Consider the following 17909-nt stretch of genomic DNA (forward strand, 5'->3'; position numbering starts at 1 on the left):
GGCGCCACCCGAGTCGGTCTGCAGGGGCGGCGCCCTCAGGTAACGCGAACGTCGAAAAAGTCGTCGCTGGCGGCGCTCTTTTCGAGTTTCGCGCTACCTGAGCGACGACAAGGACAGCCGCCGGCTCCCTCCCTACTCGTCGAGCAGAGCCGCCGCGTACATGGGGCGGGCGGCATCGGCGCTCGGCGGGTGGAACAGTCCGGCCGCGGCATCGCGGAAGAGTCGGGAGAGTTCGTGCTTGTTGCCGAATCCGCTGCCGCTCGTGCACATGAGCGCGGTCTCCGTGCAGTGTCGGGCCGCCTCGGCGGATTTGATGCGAGCACCCACGAGCCGCAGCGGCCACCCTGCCCCGTGATCGACCAGGTCATCGAAGTCCCGCGCATAGGCATCGATCATCGCGGTCACCGGCATGAGGTCGAGGTGGGCGTCGGCCAGGCGGGTCCGGGCCTCGGGCACCTCGGCGAAAGCGGTGCCGGCCTTCGCGGACTTCCGCTTGTGGAGCCCGGCCGCACCGAGTTCCAGTGCCCGGCCGGCGACTCCCGCATAGACGGCGGCAATGAGCAGCTGGAAGTTGCTCGTGATGGCGAAGGTGAGCAGGTCGGGGTGTCTGCCGGCGGGGATGACCCGGGAGACCCGCTCGGGTCTCATCGGCACCTGGTCGAGGATGGTCGCCCGCGACTGCGAGGCCCGCATGCCCAGCACATCCCAGTCATCGGAGACGGTGATCCCCGGCGCCGAACGTTCGATGAAGCCGTAGACGAGTTCGCCCTCGGCCGGTTCATCGGCATCGGGTCCGGCGATGCCGTCGTCATCGGCGGCCACGGCCCCGTGGACGATGAGACGAGTCCACACCGGTGACAGCGACGTGAAGATCTTCACCCCGGTGAGTTCGAACCCGCCGTCCGCGGTGGGCACCGCCTCGGTCGTCGAGCCCTGCAGCACCCAGTCGTTCGAGGGTTCGGAGATGCCGAAGGCGAAGATCTCACCGGCCATGACCTCGTCGAAGACCCAGTTGAGCGAGTCGTCACCGCGGTCGTTCATCGCCTTGACCACGCCCGTGCACATGAGGTGCATGTTGATCGCCAGCGCGGTTCCCGGCGCCGCCGCGGCCAGTCGCTGCTGCAGCCGGGAGACCTCGAACAGGCTCAGCCCGGGTCCGCCGTGGGTCTGCGGGACGAAGAGGGTGAGGTAGCCCAGTGACTTCAGCTCCTCAAGGTCCTCATCGAAGAACCGGTTCTCGCGGTCATAGACATCGGCCCGCTGCCGGAAGCGTTCGAGCGCCTCATCGGGCAGGTGCTTCTCGGCCAGTTCGCGAACGCGCATCTCACGGTCGGTCATCGTCTCTCCTCTGTTCAGCTGTTTTCATTCGTGCGCGCCGCACCCACCGCGGCGAGACTCCGGCTCAGGATGATCGCCCCGTTGTGTCCGCCGAAACCGAACGAAGTCGACAGCACGGTGGTGGCGGCCGCCTCGGCGGGGGCCGTGTCTTCACTCAGTTCACGGGCCTGGCCTGCGACGATGTCCCATTCCGGGAACTCGCGGTCATCGAGGTTGAGGGTCGGCGGCAGCACCTGATCGCGCAGCGTCATGATCGCGATGATCGCTTCGACCACGCCCGAAGCGCCGAGCAGATGCCCCGTCGATGATTTCGTCGCCGAAATCGGGATCGTTCGCCCGTCCTCGCCGAGGACCGCGTCGAAGGCGGCGAGTTCGGCCCGGTCCCCGGCCGGTGTGCCCGTGGCGTGGGCGTTGATGTGGTCGATGTCGCCGGGTTCCAGCCCGGCATCGGCCAAGGCCTGCACCATCGCCGAGGCGGCTCCCCGCCCATCCGGATGCGGATTCGTCGGGTGGTGGGCATCGCTGGCGGCGCCGAACCCGGCGAGTTCGGCGAGCGGTTCGGCCCCGCGTGCGGCGGCGGAGTCGGCGGATTCGAGGAGGATCGCGGCCGCCCCCTGGCTCATGACGAACCCGTTCCGGGCGCGGTCGAAGGGCCGGCTCGCTGCGGTCGGGTCATCGTCGAAGCCTGCGGCGAGGGCGCGCATGTTCGCATTCGAGGCGAGATTGACCGCGCCGAGGCAGTCCTCCATCCCGACGACGAGCACAGCCTCGGCGTAGCCGTGGCGGATGCGTCGCATGGCCTCTCCCAGGCCGATCGCCCCGGATGCGCAGGTCGCGGACACGCCTTGCCCGGGACCGCGGAGATCGAAACGCTGGCTGATGAGGGCGGCCGCCGAGTCCGGCGCACCGTGGATGGCCAGAGTCAGCGGCACCGCGCGGGGGCCGCCGGAATCGAGGACGCGGGTCGCTGACTGCATGGCATCGACGGGCCCAGATCCGGTGGCGGCGATGACGGCGGTGCGGTCACGGTCCCAGGGCAGTTCCTCGGCGGCCGAGGCGATTCCGGCCTGGCGGAGGGCCTGGTCGGCGGCGGCGATGGCCCAGTGCTGGACGGGGCTGAGACGGCGGGCGAGCGCTCGAGGCAGGATGGCCTCGGCGTCGAAGTCGCGGATCTGTCCGCCGATGCGCACCGCGAGGTCCGCGAACTGCTCACCGGCGAGGACGTCGATGGCGCTGATTCCGGTGCGGACGGATTCCCACAGGGATTCGGGGTCCTGCCCGCTCGGGGTGATGGCGCCGAGTCCGGTGACGACGACTCGGCGCGGTGGGGTGGTGGGGGTGTTCACAGTCGCTGTCCCTGTCCGTTCGTGATGAGTTCGGTGGCTTCCGTGCGCCGGATCTTCCCGCCCACGGTCCGCGGCAGTCGGTCGATCAGGTAGAACCGACGCGGCACGAACTGCGGGGCCAGGCGGGCACGCGCGTGAGCAAGCAGCGCGGCCTTGCCTGGGACAGACGGCGCAAGGCCGGCTCCGGTGGCGGACCCGGTTTCGATGACGAGGGCGACGATGCTGCCGAGGCTGTCGTCGGGCAGCGCGATCGCGCACGCCTCGCCGAGGCGGGGGCACGTCTCGAACGCCCGCTCGACTTCCGGCAGGGACACCTTGTGTCCTCCCGTGATCGCGATATCCCCGGCACGGCCGGCCAGTTGGAGCAGTCCGCCTTCGATGCGTCCCTGGTCGCCGACGCTGGCCCATCCGTCCGGGCCCTGGAGCTGCGCGTCGGTGGTGCCGGTGACGTAGCCGTCGGAGCACGCGGCGGCCCTGATCCACAGGGTGCCGATCTCTCCATCGGGCAGGGGTTGCCCGTCGTCTCCGCGCACCTCGGCCCCGATCGAGTCGTAGACGGTGATCCAGGTGCCGTCGCCGGCGCGGCTGTCGCCGATGAAGCCGATCTCGGCGGCACCGTAGTAGCTGATGAGTCGGGCCTCGGGGAGGACCTCGGCGAGACGGTCGCGGATGCTCGCGGGCAGGTTCGCTCCCCCGGTGACGAGGAGGTCGAGACCGTGGAAACGGTCGGGGGAACGCCCGGCCGCCTCGGCGAGGGCCTTGACCACGGCGGGCACGGCGACGATGCGGGTGATGGCTTCGTCCGCGATGCGCGGCCCCATGGTGAAGGGGTCGAAGTCGTCGGCGACGTGGACGCTGCCGCCGGTGGCAAGCGACTCGATGACCGCATAGAGGGTGAGGCTGTAGGACACGGGGCCGGGTGCGAGCGTGGCCACCTCGGGGAGCGGTTCGAGGTGAGCGGAGGAGACGGCCACATTGTCCCGGTACTGCTGCCGGGTCTTGATGAAGGCCTTGGGATTGCTCGTCGTGCCCGAGGAGAAGAGCATGAGGAAGGGTTCGCTCGCCTCGCGGACGGTCGGGGCCGGAGCCGGGGTGCCAGCGCTGCGGACCTGTGCCTCGCGTGTCGCGAATTCGGCCGGGGTGATCACGGTCCCGGTCCAGCCGGCGGCGGCGAGCGCCTCGGCGAGGGTGGGCGATTCGCTGATGACGAGGCCGATGCCTGTCGTGCGGATGACTCCGACCTGATGGTCGAGCGGCCACCGCGGATCGATGGTCGCCGAGACCGCGCGGTAGCCGGCGAGACCGGCGATGATGCGGGCGGTGAAGAACGCCGAGGTGGTGCTCACGGCCGTGATCGGAATTCCCTGGGTCTCCGGGGCGGGCCGCGGCGGTTCGGTCTGCGCCCGGTGGAGGGAGTCGACGACGGCGAACGCGACACGGGAGTCAGCGACGAGCTCCCCGTAGCTCAGTCGGGCCTCAGACCCGGCGAGGGCGAGCTGATCGGGGCGTTCGAGTGCCACGTCGAGGATCGTCGAGGTGATCGGCAATTCTGACCTCCAGAGTTCATGGCATTCCATCGGAGCGTTCGGCGGCACACCGGCGCACCATGTCGGCCGTTCCCACAGTACAACGTGGCCGACGCCCCCTCACCGCAGCCCTGCCACTGAGATACTTTCGAGTATTCGGATACTTCAGTGTATTCTGAAATCATGACTACCCCCTCCACACCCCGATTGACGCGCCGCGAGAGCCAGGAGCTCACCCGTCGACGCCTCATCGAATCGGCCGCCGGACTCTTCGCCGAGCACGGGGTGCGCGGCACCTCGCTCATCGCGGTCGCGGAGACCGCCGGGTTCAGCCGCGGGGCGGTCCATGGGAACTTCTCCGACAAGGACGAGCTCGCCGCGGCGGTCGTGCAGTTCGTCGTCGAGGATCTCGGGCCCGAGCTCGACCGGGCCCTGAGCTCGGCCGGGTCTGCGAACGACCGGCTCGCGGCCTATATCTCCACACACATCGACTACTGTCGCCGCGAACCGGCTCGGGCCGCAGCCATCATCGCAGCAGTGGGCTACCTCAGCCGGCCCGCTGCCCCGGCGCAGTCCTATAGCGAGCGCTCCGCCGATTCCATCGCCGATCTCGTGGCGCTCTTCGAGGACGGCCAGCGCCGAGGCGAGATGCGCAGCTTCGATCCCGCCACGATGGCCCTGGCTCTGCGTTCCGTCCTCGACACGGCAGTGCCCACCCATCCCAGCATCGAAGCGCACGAGATCATCACCCTGTTCGATCACGCCACCCGAGCCGAAGAGGCCCCACAATGACCTGGAATTTTCGCATCACCGTCCGCGGGCGCTTCGCCGCACTCGGCGAGGAGCAGCGCCGCAGCCTCCGTGCGGCACAGGACGATCACGACATGCTCTCCGCGCGCTTCTCCCCCGAGGGCACGTTCCTCTACACGCCCGAGCTCGTGAACTATCAGCACCGATTTCTGGTCACCAGCGACGAGGCGGACCGCGATGACGCCGAAACGCTGGCGAGCATCCGAGCCGAGGAGCTCTCCGATGCCGACCTCGCCGCACGCGGCCTCGGCGGCAGGGTCGTGAGTGTCTCAGCGGTGTGCGTCGAAGAGGTCAAGGTGCGGACGAGGACACGGTCATGAGCACAGACGAAGCCGCCGACTGCGCTTCCGTGCCGAACCTCGAGGCCGCATTGACTCTGGCCTGGGCGAAGAGCTCTTTGGACACGACGGTCGGCGCGGCGCTCTCGCGCGTGGGGCTCAGCTTGGACGACCTTCGCCGACTGCGCCTCATCGATGCCCGGCCACAGGGGCTGGGCCGAGAGGACCTCGCCGAGGCGATGGGCGAGACGCTTTCACAGGCGGTGCGTGCCAGTCTGCCTCTGGTCAAACTCGGTTGGCTCTCACGCTCGGAATCGGGTGAGTTCTCCCTCACCGACAGCGGCCGCTTCCTCGTCGAGCAGTCCGAGGGCATCGCAGAGAAGGCGGCGCGCCGCTGGTTCGCCGAGAACGGCCTCGACCCCAGTGAGGTGTCGATGATCGCGGGGTCGGCCCCTGATGTCGATGCGCAGTGGACCTTCGAGAGCTGAGCTCCCCAGCTGAGCGCCCCGCCGCAAGACAGCGAAAAACGGGCTGAGCGTCGAGACACACGTGCGTTCACACGTTTCTCGACGCCCAACCCGTTTATCGACGGTGTGCGGTCAAATATCAGTCAGCCACGTAGTACATGCGCTTGTTGACGAACTCGTCCATGCCGTAGGGACCGAGCTCGCGACCGAAGCCCGAACGCTTGGTTCCGCCGAACGGGATCTCCGCGCCTTCGCCGGCCGGGGTGTTGACGTTGGACATGCCGACGTCGAGGCGCTGAGCGAGCTTCGCGGCACGCTCGGGATCCTTCGCGAACACGGCACCGCCGAGGCCGAAGCGCGAATCATTGGCCAGCTCGAGGGCCTCATCATCGCTGCTGACTTTGTAGACGGTGGCCACAGGTCCGAAGAGCTCCTCGCGGTAGGCGTCCATCTCCGAGGTGACTCCGGTGAGCACGGCCGGGGTGACATAGGCCGAACCATCGGTGGCGAGTTCACCGCCGACGAGCTTCGCTCCCTGTTCGACCGCCCGGTCGAGCTGCTTGCGCAGGTTCTCGGCCGCGCCCCGAGAGGACAGAGGCGAGTACTTGCCGTCTCCCGCCTCGGCGGGGGTGCCCTTCTCCCAGGACTGGGCACGCTCGGTCAGTCCGGTCACGAAGTCGTCGTAGATGTCGTCCATGACGATCATCCGCTTGTTCGCATTGCACACCTGGCCGGTGTTGTACAGGCGAGTGCCCCAAGCGGTGTCGACGGCCTCGTTCATGTCATCGGTGTCGAGGATGATGTAGGGGTCGGAGCCGCCGAGCTCGAGCACGGCCTTCTTCAGGTGCTTGCCCGCCGTGGCGGCCACGGCCGAGCCGGCGCGTTCGGAACCGGTCAGGGACACGCCTTCAACGCGGTCATCGGCGATGATCGTCTCGATCTGCTCGTGCGTGGCGTAGATGTTGTTGTACACGCCCTCGGGGACGCCGGCTTCCTTCATGAGTTCGGCGATCTTCGCGGAGGAGCGGGGGCAGATCTCCGCATGCTTGAGGATGATCGTGTTGCCGAGCACGAGGTTCGGCGCGGCGAAGCGAGCGACCTGGTAGTACGGGAAGTTCCACGGCATGATGCCCAGCAGGGCACCGACCGGGCGGCGCTGGATGAACGCCTTGCCGCCGGACATCGATTCGATCGGCTCATCGGCGGCGAATTTCGGTCCGTTGTCGGCGTAGTAGTTGAAGATCGCCTCGCAGAACTCGGCCTCTTCCTCACCTTCGGCGGTGGGCTTGCCCATCTCCTCGGCGATGATCTTCGCGAGCTCGGCCTTGTGCTCACCGAACAGGGCTGCGACCTTGTTGACGACGGCAGCGCGCTCCTCGATGGTCTTGTCCCGCCAGGCCTGGAACCCCTTGTGCGCGGACTCGAGGACCTGCTGGATCTCCTCGTCGGTCGCGTTGTCGAACTTCTCGACGACTTCACCGGTGGCCGGGTTTTCGACGCGGTAGCCGCCTGCGGCGCTTCCTACATTGCTCATTCCAGACTCCTTTGACGTGGGCGCCTGTTGGCGCCGGCTAAGCAATCGCATACCTCTTCGCCGTCGGAATCGACGGATTGCGTATGCCTGTCTCACACGCTATCAACACGTGACCCGCGCAACAAGTGCCGGAACCTGGGGGAATCCTCAGTCCTGGATCGATCACCGACCCGCCACCGAGGGAGTGCGGATTCCGAATACGCTTCAACGAAATCCGCATGCCGTGAGTGCAGAACACAGCCACCTCCCAAGGGGCAGCCGCCTGCAAGGGGCAACCACCCCAAAGGGACTGCCGCCTCAGCGAAGGGAACGCACCGCAACAGCGAAACGGCCGCCCCCATACTGGGGACGGCCGCCTCGGTGAGGGAATCAGTCGAACCTGCGCGAGGAGCCGATCACGTCTCCGGCCTTCCAGTCGGCCCAACCGGGCTGATCGATCATGAACGATTCGATCGTGTCCTTGTCCGCCTTCAGCTGCGGATCGTGCTTGAGGTAGTGCTTCGTCTCCCGGGCGATGAGTCCGGAGAGGATGAGGATGCCAAGCAGGTTCGGCAGGGCCATGAGACCGTTCATCACATCCGAGAAGTTCCAGATCGGCTCGAGTTCGGTGGTGCAACCGACGAACACGACGAGGGAGAAGAAGATCCGGAACGGCAGCACTCCGCGCCGGCCGACGAGGCGTTCGACATTGCGATCGCCGTAGTAGGACCAGCCGAGCAGCGTCGAGAACGCGAAGAGGACGATGCCCAGCGTCACGACCCAGTGACCCCAATGACCGGGCAGACCGTGGGAGAAGGCCTCGCCCGTCATGAGCGCCGCACTGATCTGTTCCCCTGTCTCCGGATCGACTTCGTTCCAGGTCCCGGTGGCGATGATCGTCAGACCGGTGAAGCTGACGACGATGATCGTGTCGATGAAGGTCTGCGTCATCGACACGAGCCCCTGACGCACCGGATGCGAGGTTTTTGCCGCGGCTGCGGCGATCGGTGCCGAACCGAGTCCCGATTCGTTCGAGAACAGACCACGGGCCACGCCCATCTGCACGACGACGATGATCGCCGAGCCCGCGAATCCGCCGACGGCCGAAGTGCCGGTGAAGGCCTCGGTGAAGATCTGGGCGAAGGCAGAGGGCAGGGCGTCGATGTTCGCGATGAGGATGTAGATGGCGCTGAGGACGTAGAAGACGATCATGATCGGCACCAGGCCGGCCGTGACCCGTCCGATGGACTTGATGCCGCCGACGAGGACGACGAGCGTGAGGACCGTGAGCACAGCGCCGGTGATCCAGGTGGGAACCGACCAGCTCGACTCGACATTCGCCGCGATCGAGTTGCCCTGCGTCATATTGCCGATCCCGAAGCAGGCGAGGACGGCGAAGACGGCGAACATCAGGCCGAGGACCTTGCCGAGAGGACCTTTGATGCCGCGTTCGAGGTAGTACTGCGGGCCACCGGACTTCTCCCCGGCCTCATCGGTTCCGCGGAAGCGCACCGCGAGGAAGCCCTCCGCATACTTCGTGACCATGCCCAGCAGGCCGGTCATCCACATCCAGAACAGGGCACCGGGACCGCCGATGCCGATGGCAGTGGCCACGCCGACGATGTTGCCGGTGCCGACCGTGGCCGCCAGCGCCGTCGTCAGCGCCTGGAACTGCGAGATGTCACCCTCGGATCCGGCGTCCTTGCGCTTGAGAATGCCCAGACTCAGGGCCGGCAGCAGCTTCGTGAATTGCAGCCCGCCGAGGCGGAACGTCAGGTACAGGCCCGTGCCCAGCAGCAGCGGGATGAGTAGGAACGGACCCCAGACGAATCCGCTGATCGTATCGAAGAATTCGGCGGCAGCACCCATGATGTCACTTCACTTTCCAACGTCGGCGCGCGACGTGACCCAGATCATTGCAGAGAACAGTTCCTGACTGTACCCGATGAATGTTCTGGGAGAACACGGCGACTCCTGAGCCGACCCGGACTCAGACGCCGGGCTCAGAAGATCGAGCTGTAGGCGTTGAGCGCGAGCTGACCGCCGAGGTGGGCGTAGAGGACCGTGGAGTCCCTGTCGATGCCGCCCTGACCGACGAGATCGAGCAGCCCGGCCATCGATTTGCCCTCGTAGACGGGATCGAGGATGACGCCTTCGAGCTGAGCGGTCGTGCGGATCGCGTCGACGGTCGACTCGTCGGGGATGCCGTAGGCCGGCCCGGCCCAGCCGGAGCGGATGTCGATCTCGTCCTCGCGAATCCTCCGACCGAGTCCGATGAGCTCGGCAGTGGAGTTCGCAATGCGCCGGACCTGGTCACGGGTCTTGTCCAGGGTCGCCGAGGCGTCGATGCCGATGATCCGACGGGGACGCCCGCCGGCATCCTCGAGAGCCGCGAACCCGGCGATCATGCCCGCATGGGTCGAGCCCGTCACGGTGCACACGACGATGGTGTCGAAGAAGACCCCAAGCTCCTTCTCCTGCTCGGCGACCTCATAGGCCCAGTTCGCGAAGCCGAGTCCGCCGAACCTGTGCTCGGAGGCCCCGGCCGGGATCGGATAGGGCCTGCCGCCGGCCGCTTCGACCTCGGCGAGCGCATTCTCCCAGCTCGAGCGGATGCCAATGTCGAATCCGGCCGAGTCGAGGCGGACGTCGGCGCCCATGATGCGCGAGAGTTCGATATTGCCGACCGTGTCATTGCCCGGATCCTCCCAGTCCACCCAGCGCTCCTGGACGAGACGGGCCTTCAGGCCGAGATGGGCAGCGACGGCCGCGACCTGCCGCGTGTGGTTGGACTGGTAACCGCCGATCGAAACGAGCGTGTCCGCGCCCGAAGCGAGGATGTCGGGAACGATGTACTCGAGCTTGCGGGTCTTGTTTCCGCCGAACGCGAGTCCGGAGTTGACGTCCTCCCGTTTGGCCCAGACCCTCGCCCCGCCGAGGTGGTCCCCGAGCCTGCCCAATTCATGCACGGGGCTCGGCCCGAAGGTGAGCGGATAGCGGTCGAAATCGGTGATGGCCATGGGGACCCCTTCGTCGTCGTATCGTTCGACCGCGATCCCTGCTCTCTGCCGGAGACGACCAGCACATCGCGGCCAGTGATATGCAATATATTGCATTTCGGGCCTGTCTACAATGAGGTCGGCACCGCATCCCAGACTTCCACGACCGGTGCCGACCGCCATCCCGATGCCGACGAAAGGACCCCCGGTGCCGATTCCCGCGCATTCGCCCTCCCCGCAGCGCACTCTCCTGCGGGATGACGTCTACCGGTCGATCCGCGATGCGATCGTCCGCGGGCAGCTGGCCCCCGGAGAGCAGCTGCGCGATCAGGAGCTCGGCGCCTGGCTGCAGGTCTCGCGGACTCCGGTGCGCGAGGCCCTGCAGCGCCTGGCCCAGGCCGGTCTTGTTGTGGCCCAACCGGGGAGGATGACCCGGGTGGCGCCGGAGAATCCCGAGGCCATCGTCCATGCACGTCAGATCGCCGCCGAGCTGCATGCCCTGGCCATGAACCTCGCCGTCGCGGACCTCACCGGCGCGGACCTCGACGCCATGGAGCGAGCGAACGAGCGGCTGCGCGCGGCCCTCGACACCGCCGACATCGACGCAGCCATCACCGCCGATGACGAATTCCACGAGGTGGCCCTGTCCCGCAGCGGCAACCCGCTCATCGCCGATCACCTCGAGCTCGTCACGGCCACCCTGCGCCGCACCGAGTACCTCCACTTCGATTCGGTCGCCGGTTCGGCCTCGCCTGAGAAACACACCGAAATCATCGCGGCCGTCCGCGCCGGCGATCACGGCCTCGCCGTCGATCTCACGAGGCAGAACTGGGCTTCGCTCTCCGGTCGGCAGTCTCGACGATCGGAGTCACCGGCAAGTCCTTAAGTCATTTTATGACTTGTGCTAGAGTCCTGCTCACGATCACCGACGATCAAAGGACTCACGATGCAATCGACGACGAGACGCACCCCGACCGCCATCCTCGCAGCGGCATCCGCCGTGGTTCTCACCTCGAGTCTCCTGGCTCTGGGGCCGGCCCTTGCCACGAGCCCGGGCAGGGCGGCCGAGGCCGCCGCCCCGACGCTGGAGGCCGCCCCGTCCGCAGGCTGCGGGAGCGAGCAGACTCCGGGCAATGACGAACGGACGATCACCTCGGCGGGCGAGGATCGGACCTATCGGATCAACATCCCCCGCGACTACGAGGAGTCGACGCCGATGCCGCTGATCCTCGGCTTCCACGGCAACGGATCGGACGGAGCCGAGCTCCAGAACTACACGGGCCTGCCCACCCTCCCCGCCGTCACCGTCTTCCCCGATGGTGCACTCGACGACGGCAAACGCTCCTGGCAGGGTGCCCCCTATGCCAGCGGTGCCGACGATGTCCGCTTCGTCTCCGATCTGCTCGATTCGATCGAGGACGAGCACTGCATCGACCTCAATCGCGTCTATGCCACCGGCAAGTCCAACGGAGGCGGCTTCGTCTCGGTGCTCGCCTGCCATCTGCGCGACCGGTTCTCGGCCTTCGGCATCGTCGCCGGGGCCTACTATCCGCAGTCGACGAACGGCTGCGACTACTCGGAGCCGACGCCGATGCTCGCCATCCACGGCACCGGCGACGCGACGATGCACTACGACGGGGGCGAGCGCCAGGGCGAGACCTATCCGGGCGTGCGCGACTGGATCGAGCCCTGGGCCGAGGCTTCGGACTGCACGGCCACGACCGAGCGCAGGGTCGGCAAAAGGGGCGAGGATGTGCTGCGCACGAGCTGGAAGAACTGCACGGCTGGGACCTCCACCGCCAGAGGGAAGAGCTCGGGCGCCGAGGTCGAGCTCTATTCGGTCACCGACGGCGGCCACGTCTGGCCGGGTGAGGTGGTCTACAGCGGCGGCGGGTACGTGACGAAGCACTTCTCGGCGACCGACACCCTGTGGGCGTTCTTCGAGAACCACGCGGGACCGACACGTGACCGTTGACACATCCGCACCAAAGTGATTAGATGACTTAAACACTTGAAGGAGAGTGGCATGACACCATCCATCGGACTCGTCGAACGACTCACCCGTGAGATCGTCCAGACGATTCGTGCCGAGAACCTGCAGCCCGGCCAGACACTGCCCTCGGCGAAGGTTCTGGCCGAACGCTTCGAGGTCACCGTGCCCACGGTCCGCGAAGCCCTGCGTCGGCTCGAGGCCACGGGCTCGGTCGAGCTCATGCACGGCTCGGGGACCTATGTGCGCGAGGCGATCAATCGCCGCATCCTCGACAATCCGCACTATGTGCCCGTCGACCTCGCTGCGGCGATCGAGCTCCTCGACGCCCGCGTCGCAATCGAGCCGGGCATCGCCGAGCTGGCGGCCCAGATCCAGAGCGCCGAGGCGGTCGCCTCGATGGAATCCGCCCTCGACAATGCCCTGCAGGTCGAGACCGCGGTCCCAGCAGGCCACTTCCACGTCGAGCTCGCACGGGCTTCGGGCAACCGCGCCCTGCACGAGATGCTCGTCTCGCTGCTCGCGATCCACTCGCGCACTCAGCAGGCGGCGCGGACCACCTACGACCGGCTGCGTGACCACGATGAGCATGCGGACATCCTCGACGCGATCAAGCGCGGCGACGGATTCGAAGCCGCTCATCGCACCCGCAAGCACCTCGAGGCGATCAAGACCGTCGTCCTCGCGGACTGGGCCGATGATCCTCAGACAGACGACGCGGCGAACAAGGAGGCCGAACAGTGACCAGACAGCAGGTGAGCGAGATCCGCCCGGACATCCGCAGGTACGGGGAGCTCACTTCGCTCGAAGTCGAAGTCGCCAAGGAGCAGGGCAGCCTCCTCATCCTCCCGGTGGGCGCCTGTGAACAGCACGGCGATGCGCTGCCGCTGAGCACCGACAGCATCCGCGCCGAACATGTCGCACTCGCCGTCGCCGAAGAACTCGCCGCGAGGGCAGCGGCCGATGATCCGGCAGGCCGGGCCTTCGTCCTCCCCAGCGTCGACTACGGGGTCTCCCCGCACCACACCTTCCTCCCGGGCACGATCAGCCTCGACCCGCGGACCTTCATCGACATCGTCACCACGATCGCGGCCCGGCTCGCCGACTCGGGATTCGCCAAGCTCCTCGTCATCACCGGCCACGGCGGCAATCAGGCCGCGCTCGGCGTCGCCCAGCAGGTGCTGCTCGACTCCCATCCGAACCTCGTCTTCGCCCATTCCCCCGTGAGCGCGCTGGCGACCGAGACCACCGCCGCACTGCCCCGCACCGAGGTCAGCGGACACTGCGGGGAGTCCGAGACTTCCCAGGTCCTGGCCATCGACGACCGCCTCGTCGACTCCCCTCGGCTCGCGCCAGGGGCCACGAGACTCGACGAGCTCGACGACCGCGCACGGCTCAGCCGCACGAAGACCCCCGCGAGCGCAGTCACCTTCGACCGATATGCCGACAACGGGGTCCTCGGCGACCCCCGAACCGCCACTGCCAAGGCCGGTCGCGACCTCCTCGGCGAAGTCATCGCGAAACTCGTCGCCTACTCCCGAGACATGCTGCGCCTATGAGACATGCTGCGCCCATGACAGCCGAGATGAACTGACACCACCACTGACCACCCGCCCTCTCAGACCGATGGAGCTCACGGGCCCGCGATGAGTCATGCCCTTTTTCGCTCCTCCGCCATCCACCTGGAGACCCTGGAGACCGACATGGAAACGAGCACCACCGAGCGGACGCAGGAGAAGCTGCCGTTCGTCATCCGCGCCCTCAACGTCATCGAAGTCGTCGGCAACAAGCTGCCGAACCCCTTCTGGCTGTTCTGGATCCTTGCGGGGATCCTCGCCGCACTCAGCCTCGCCCTCTCCTTCGCCGGTGCCGGTGTCGAGGATCCCGAAACCGGGGAATGGACCCCGGTGAACAACCTGCTCAGCGGCAAGGGAATCGCCATGGCCGTGAGCACCGCACTCGAGGCCTATGAGACGTTCCCACCGCTCATCACGATCATGGTCGTCATCATGGGGGTCGCCCTGGCCGAGCGCACGGGGCTGCTGTCGACGGCGATGAAGGTCTCGATCGCCCGCGTTCCTGCCGGGCTCATCGTGTTCACGGTCGCGTTCATGGGCACGATCTCGCATGTCGCCTCGGCGGCGGCCTATGTCATCCTCGTCCCGCTCGGCGGGATGGTGTTCAAGGCGGTGGGGCGCTCCCCCGTCCTCGGTGTCATCGTCGCCTACACCTCGATCGCCTCGGGCTACGACGCCAGCCCCATTCCGACGCCCAACGACGCGATCTTCGCTGGCATCACAACGGCCGCGGCGAACATCATCGACCCCGACTACATCGTCACCCCGATCGGCAACTGGTACTTCAACATCACCAGCTCCATCCTGCTGGCCGTCGTCATCACCATCGTCACCGAACTCGTGCTCATGAAGCGCGACAACCTCGATGCCGACGAGGATGCCGAATTCGAAGACCTCGTCATCTCCGACAAAGAGCGCTCGGCTCTGCGTCTGGCCATGTTCGCCGTCAGCGCGGCGGTCATCGCCATCGTCGTCCTCGTCGTCCCCGAGGGGGCTCCCCTGCGCGGCGACGGCCCCTTCGGCGAGTCCCCGTTCCTCACCGGCATCGCCTTCCTCATCGCCCTGCTCTTCGGCATCGGCGGCATCGTCTACGGCTTCCGCGAGGGCACGATCGAGACCTGGTCCGACGTCCCGAAGCTCATGGGTCAGGGCTTGGCGTCGATCTCCGGAGTCCTCGTCCTCTTCTTCGCCATCGCGCAGTTCCTCGAGTACTTCGAGTGGACGAACATCGGCATGCTCGTCTCGGTCTCCACCTCGGAGCTGTTCATCGGACTCGGCCTGCCGACCTGGGTGGTCTTCGTCCTCGTTCTGCTCGTGCTCTCCGTCGTCAATGTGCTCATCACCTCCGGTTCGGCGATGTGGGCGATCATGGCCCCGGTCATCGTTCCGCTGCTCATGCTCCTCGAAGTTCCGCCGGAGACGAGCCAGGCGATCTTCCGCATCGCCGACTCCGGTTCGACGGCGATCACCCCGATGAGTCCCTACTTCATCCTCGCGCTGGGCTTCATGCAGAAGTATCAGAAGAAGGCCGGCATCGGCACGCTCGCCTCGCACACCCTGCCGCTGGCCGTGTGCATGACGATCACCTGGAGTCTCCTGTTCTTCCTGTGGTGGGGTCTGGGCATCCCGCTCGGTCCCGACGCCCCTGTGCGCTGACTCCATGTCCCCGTGCGCTGACTCGACTCCTCCGCCAGCGACATGACCAGGGTTTTCATGCCACACGGGCACCCGTCGCCGGTCGGCATCCGCACCCGCAGGCGGACTCCCGCGCGGCGACTGCATCGCGGACAGGTTCGCACGGCCCGCAGAAAGTCGCGAAAATTACAGATGTGAAACCTGTTGACGCACAAGTTTCGGGCACGATACTGTCCAGTAACACCCCGTGGTAACTTACGTCACAAAGTTCATGCCGGCGCAGGCGCCGGTGCCCTAGGAGGATCAATGAAGTTCCGCAATTCCGGCCTCGTCCGCAGGCTCGTCGCATCCCATGCCGGTCGCATCGCACTGGTTGCTGTCCCCACCGGCGTCGTGTCGGCCATGCTCATGGGCGGAGTCGCCCAGGGCGCCGTGCCCGTCTCATTCGCAGTCTCGGGCACACAGTTCAAGATCACCTCGTCGCAGCTCGAGGGCACCGGCTTCTCGCAGTACAGCGGCGTGGCCAAGGATGCCGACGGCGGCAAGCACCCGGTCGTCACCGCGAACATCAAGGACGCCACGCTCGAGAATCTCTGCCAGTCGGCAGCCGTCGACACCCCGATCGGCAAGGTGGGCGTGCTCATCAAGGCCGGCGGCAAGGGCACCCCCGCCTCGGCGAAGGACCTGCAGATCGGCATGACGGGACTCAAGGGCGACGCGGAATTCGAGAACATCCGCATCGGCGTCGATGCCTCTGATGTCAACACGAAGGCCAAGGGTTCGAAGGGCGACTTCGCTCAGGACGCGGACACGATCTCCATCAAGGACCTCAAGCAGGACTCGTGGAGCACGACCGCCTCGGTGTTCACCCTCAAAGACATGGCGCTGAAACTCACCGACGGATCGGAGACGTGCTCCTGATGAGGGAGACAACAGCCGACGGGCAGCCGACCGATGAACGGGAGGCAGCCGACCAGGACGCCACCGTGCAGAAGACGAGCCTGCTCGCGCTGTCCCGACGGAGTCGACGCGCCGGTGAGCAGAATGCCCACCTCGAATCCGATGTCGAGACGGCGGAATTCGCCGGTCCGGCATCGGAATCGAGGGCTGCTGACAGGAGCGAAGGAGCCGAGATGAGCGACGGCGCGAAGAAACGCCGCGGATTCAAGCAGTGGCGTCGGCAGCGGCCCTTCATCGGCGGCGTGCTGGCCGTGCTCGGAGGAATCGAGCTGTTCTTCTCAGGACAGCTGGATCTCGGGAACATGCAGATCCAGTTCGGCATCGAGGGACTCCAGGCGACGGTCATCCCGATCGCGATCGTGGTGCTCGCGCTCTTTGCGATCCTCAAGCCCACGCATCACGTGTTCTACGGGATCATCGCGCTCATCCTCTCCGTCTACTCGCTCATCGGGGTCAACCTCGGCGGGTACCTTCTGGGGATGCTGCTGTCGACCATCGGGGCGATCCTCGTCGTCGCCTGGATGGGACCGCGCGGACCGAAGCCCGGCCGGAGGGGAGACTCCGGAACCGCCGAGGAAGAAGGGGAGACTGCATGAGTGCGCCCAGCCGCCGAACGGCCGCCATACTGGCGGCAGCTGCCCTCGTCGTCCCCACCACCATCGGGGCCGGAACGATGACCGCCGCCCACTCGTCTCCGCTGTGCTCACTCGTGGGCACGTGCGATGACTCCGACGATTCCGCCAAGGACAAGACTCCCGCACCCGCGGGAACGATGTCTCCGGGCATGCCGCTGAAGCCGACGGATCCGCCGACCTCGGATCCCACGGTCCCCGCACCCACATCGCCGGGGCCGACGGACGAACCGAGCGAGGAGCCGTCGGATCCGGCCTCACCGGAGCCCACGGACCCCGGCGGTCTGGGTGTCGATGAGCCGGATGACGAACCGAGCGACGAACCGAGCGACGAGCCGAGCGACGAGCCGAGCGACGAGCCGACAGACGAGACCAACGGCGAGTTTCCGGATCATGCGAAGCAGGACGAGAAGGCACCGATCTTCACGGACACTCCGGCCGCCATGGGTTCGGAGGGACTGTCGTTCAAGGGACTCAAGGGCATCTCGTTCGTCTCGGTGCCCACCGCCGACGGCGGGAGCGTCGTGACGCTGAAGCTCCAGGCCGAGGAGATCAAGATCACCGGCTTCTCGCTCACAGTGCGCCCGCCGGAGGAGGACCACGGCCTGGTGACGAAGGCCGACACGATGACGCTCAAGGGCGATGTCTCGGTCTACATCGGTTCGATCACCGCGACGACGAAGGACGGGAAGTCACTGACCCTGGGCCCGGAGACCCCTCCGCCCATGGATGACGTCGAACCGGGCCTGCTGCGAGTGACGATGGGACTCGTCGGATCCACCGCCGATTCGATCGCCTACTCGAACACGGATCAGAAGCTCAAGCACGCGGACTGATC

General features: G+C 66.8%; 17 protein-coding genes. 11 read left to right on the plus strand and 6 right to left on the minus strand.

The window, feature by feature from the left end; translation table 11 throughout:
- Positions 1–132: 132 nt before the first annotated feature.
- From ACQE2J_RS00325 to ACQE2J_RS00335, 3 genes are read right to left on the minus strand one after another with little or no spacing between them, the layout of a single operon-like run.
- Positions 133–1338: an acyl-CoA dehydrogenase family protein gene (locus ACQE2J_RS00325; RefSeq protein ID WP_135537607.1), complete on the minus strand. Its 1206-nt coding sequence runs from the start codon at positions 1336–1338 to the stop codon at positions 133–135.
- 14 nt (positions 1339–1352) lie between these two features.
- A complete protein-coding gene (locus ACQE2J_RS00330; RefSeq protein WP_135537608.1) occupies positions 1353–2684 on the minus strand; it encodes a beta-ketoacyl-[acyl-carrier-protein] synthase family protein in 1332 nt (443 codons plus the stop codon).
- Positions 2681–4231 (minus strand): class I adenylate-forming enzyme family protein, encoded by a 1551-nt coding sequence (locus tag ACQE2J_RS00335; protein WP_425119154.1) that lies wholly within the window; start codon positions 4229–4231, stop codon positions 2681–2683. Before ACQE2J_RS00335 ends, ACQE2J_RS00330 begins: the two co-directional genes overlap by 4 nt.
- 162 nt (positions 4232–4393) lie before the next feature.
- Between ACQE2J_RS00335 and ACQE2J_RS00340 the strand changes: the two genes are divergently transcribed.
- Genes ACQE2J_RS00340 through ACQE2J_RS00350 form a run of 3 tightly spaced genes read left to right on the plus strand, consistent with a single transcriptional unit; the run spans position 4394 to position 5786 of the window.
- A complete protein-coding gene (locus tag ACQE2J_RS00340) occupies positions 4394–5002 on the plus strand; it encodes a TetR/AcrR family transcriptional regulator (RefSeq protein ID WP_426936848.1) in 609 nt (202 codons plus the stop codon).
- Entirely contained in the window at positions 4999–5340 is a 342-nt protein-coding gene (locus tag ACQE2J_RS00345; protein ID WP_426936849.1) for a DUF6204 family protein, read from the plus strand. The genes ACQE2J_RS00340 and ACQE2J_RS00345 overlap by 4 nt, the downstream gene beginning before the upstream one ends.
- The gene (locus ACQE2J_RS00350) at positions 5337–5786 is read left to right on the plus strand and encodes a hypothetical protein (protein WP_426936850.1); all 450 of its coding nucleotides are present in this window, start codon (positions 5337–5339) and stop codon (positions 5784–5786) included. Before ACQE2J_RS00345 ends, ACQE2J_RS00350 begins: the two co-directional genes overlap by 4 nt.
- A gap of 118 nt (positions 5787–5904) precedes the next feature.
- Here ACQE2J_RS00350 and ACQE2J_RS00355 read toward each other — a convergent pair whose 3' ends face one another.
- The 3 genes from ACQE2J_RS00355 to ACQE2J_RS00365 form a co-directional block, all read right to left on the minus strand.
- Positions 5905–7299, minus strand: a complete 1395-nt coding sequence (locus tag ACQE2J_RS00355) for an NAD-dependent succinate-semialdehyde dehydrogenase (protein ID WP_426936851.1) — start codon at positions 7297–7299, stop codon at positions 5905–5907.
- Positions 7300–7668: 369 nt separating this feature from the next.
- Positions 7669–9147: an alanine/glycine:cation symporter family protein gene (locus ACQE2J_RS00360; protein ID WP_135537614.1), complete on the minus strand. Its 1479-nt coding sequence runs from the start codon at positions 9145–9147 to the stop codon at positions 7669–7671.
- 134 nt (positions 9148–9281) lie between these two features.
- On the minus strand, positions 9282–10298 hold the full coding sequence (locus ACQE2J_RS00365; protein ID WP_135537615.1) for a 1-aminocyclopropane-1-carboxylate deaminase: 1017 nt from the start codon (positions 10296–10298) through the stop codon (positions 9282–9284).
- A gap of 187 nt (positions 10299–10485) precedes the next feature.
- Here ACQE2J_RS00365 and ACQE2J_RS00370 point away from each other — a divergent pair, with 187 nt between their 5' ends.
- From ACQE2J_RS00370 to ACQE2J_RS00405, 8 genes are all read left to right on the plus strand, one after another.
- On the plus strand, positions 10486–11163 hold the full coding sequence (locus ACQE2J_RS00370; protein WP_135537616.1) for a GntR family transcriptional regulator: 678 nt from the start codon (positions 10486–10488) through the stop codon (positions 11161–11163).
- 60 nt (positions 11164–11223) lie between these two features.
- The gene (locus ACQE2J_RS00375; RefSeq protein ID WP_135537617.1) at positions 11224–12252 is read left to right on the plus strand and encodes an alpha/beta hydrolase family esterase; all 1029 of its coding nucleotides are present in this window, start codon (positions 11224–11226) and stop codon (positions 12250–12252) included.
- Positions 12253–12303: 51 nt separating this feature from the next.
- On the plus strand, positions 12304–13011 hold the full coding sequence (locus tag ACQE2J_RS00380) for a FadR/GntR family transcriptional regulator (protein ID WP_135537618.1): 708 nt from the start codon (positions 12304–12306) through the stop codon (positions 13009–13011).
- Entirely contained in the window at positions 13008–13826 is an 819-nt protein-coding gene (locus ACQE2J_RS00385; protein WP_135537619.1) for a creatininase family protein, read from the plus strand. The genes ACQE2J_RS00380 and ACQE2J_RS00385 overlap by 4 nt, the downstream gene beginning before the upstream one ends.
- Positions 13827–13970: 144 nt before the next feature.
- The gene (locus tag ACQE2J_RS00390) at positions 13971–15500 is read left to right on the plus strand and encodes an AbgT family transporter (protein WP_135537620.1); all 1530 of its coding nucleotides are present in this window, start codon (positions 13971–13973) and stop codon (positions 15498–15500) included.
- Positions 15501–15785: 285 nt separating this feature from the next.
- Complete coding sequence (locus ACQE2J_RS00395) at positions 15786–16400, plus strand: DUF6230 family protein (protein WP_135537621.1); 615 nt, start codon at positions 15786–15788, stop codon at positions 16398–16400.
- The gene (locus ACQE2J_RS00400) at positions 16400–17035 is read left to right on the plus strand and encodes a DUF6114 domain-containing protein (RefSeq protein ID WP_205683283.1); all 636 of its coding nucleotides are present in this window, start codon (positions 16400–16402) and stop codon (positions 17033–17035) included. The genes ACQE2J_RS00395 and ACQE2J_RS00400 overlap by 1 nt, the downstream gene beginning before the upstream one ends.
- The gene (locus tag ACQE2J_RS00405) at positions 17032–17907 is read left to right on the plus strand and encodes a hypothetical protein (RefSeq protein ID WP_135537622.1); all 876 of its coding nucleotides are present in this window, start codon (positions 17032–17034) and stop codon (positions 17905–17907) included. The genes ACQE2J_RS00400 and ACQE2J_RS00405 overlap by 4 nt, the downstream gene beginning before the upstream one ends.
- Positions 17908–17909: the final 2 nt, after the last annotated feature.

The organism is Brevibacterium sp. LE-L (genome assembly GCF_050214925.1).
GTDB lineage: Bacteria > Actinomycetota > Actinomycetes > Actinomycetales > Brevibacteriaceae > Brevibacterium.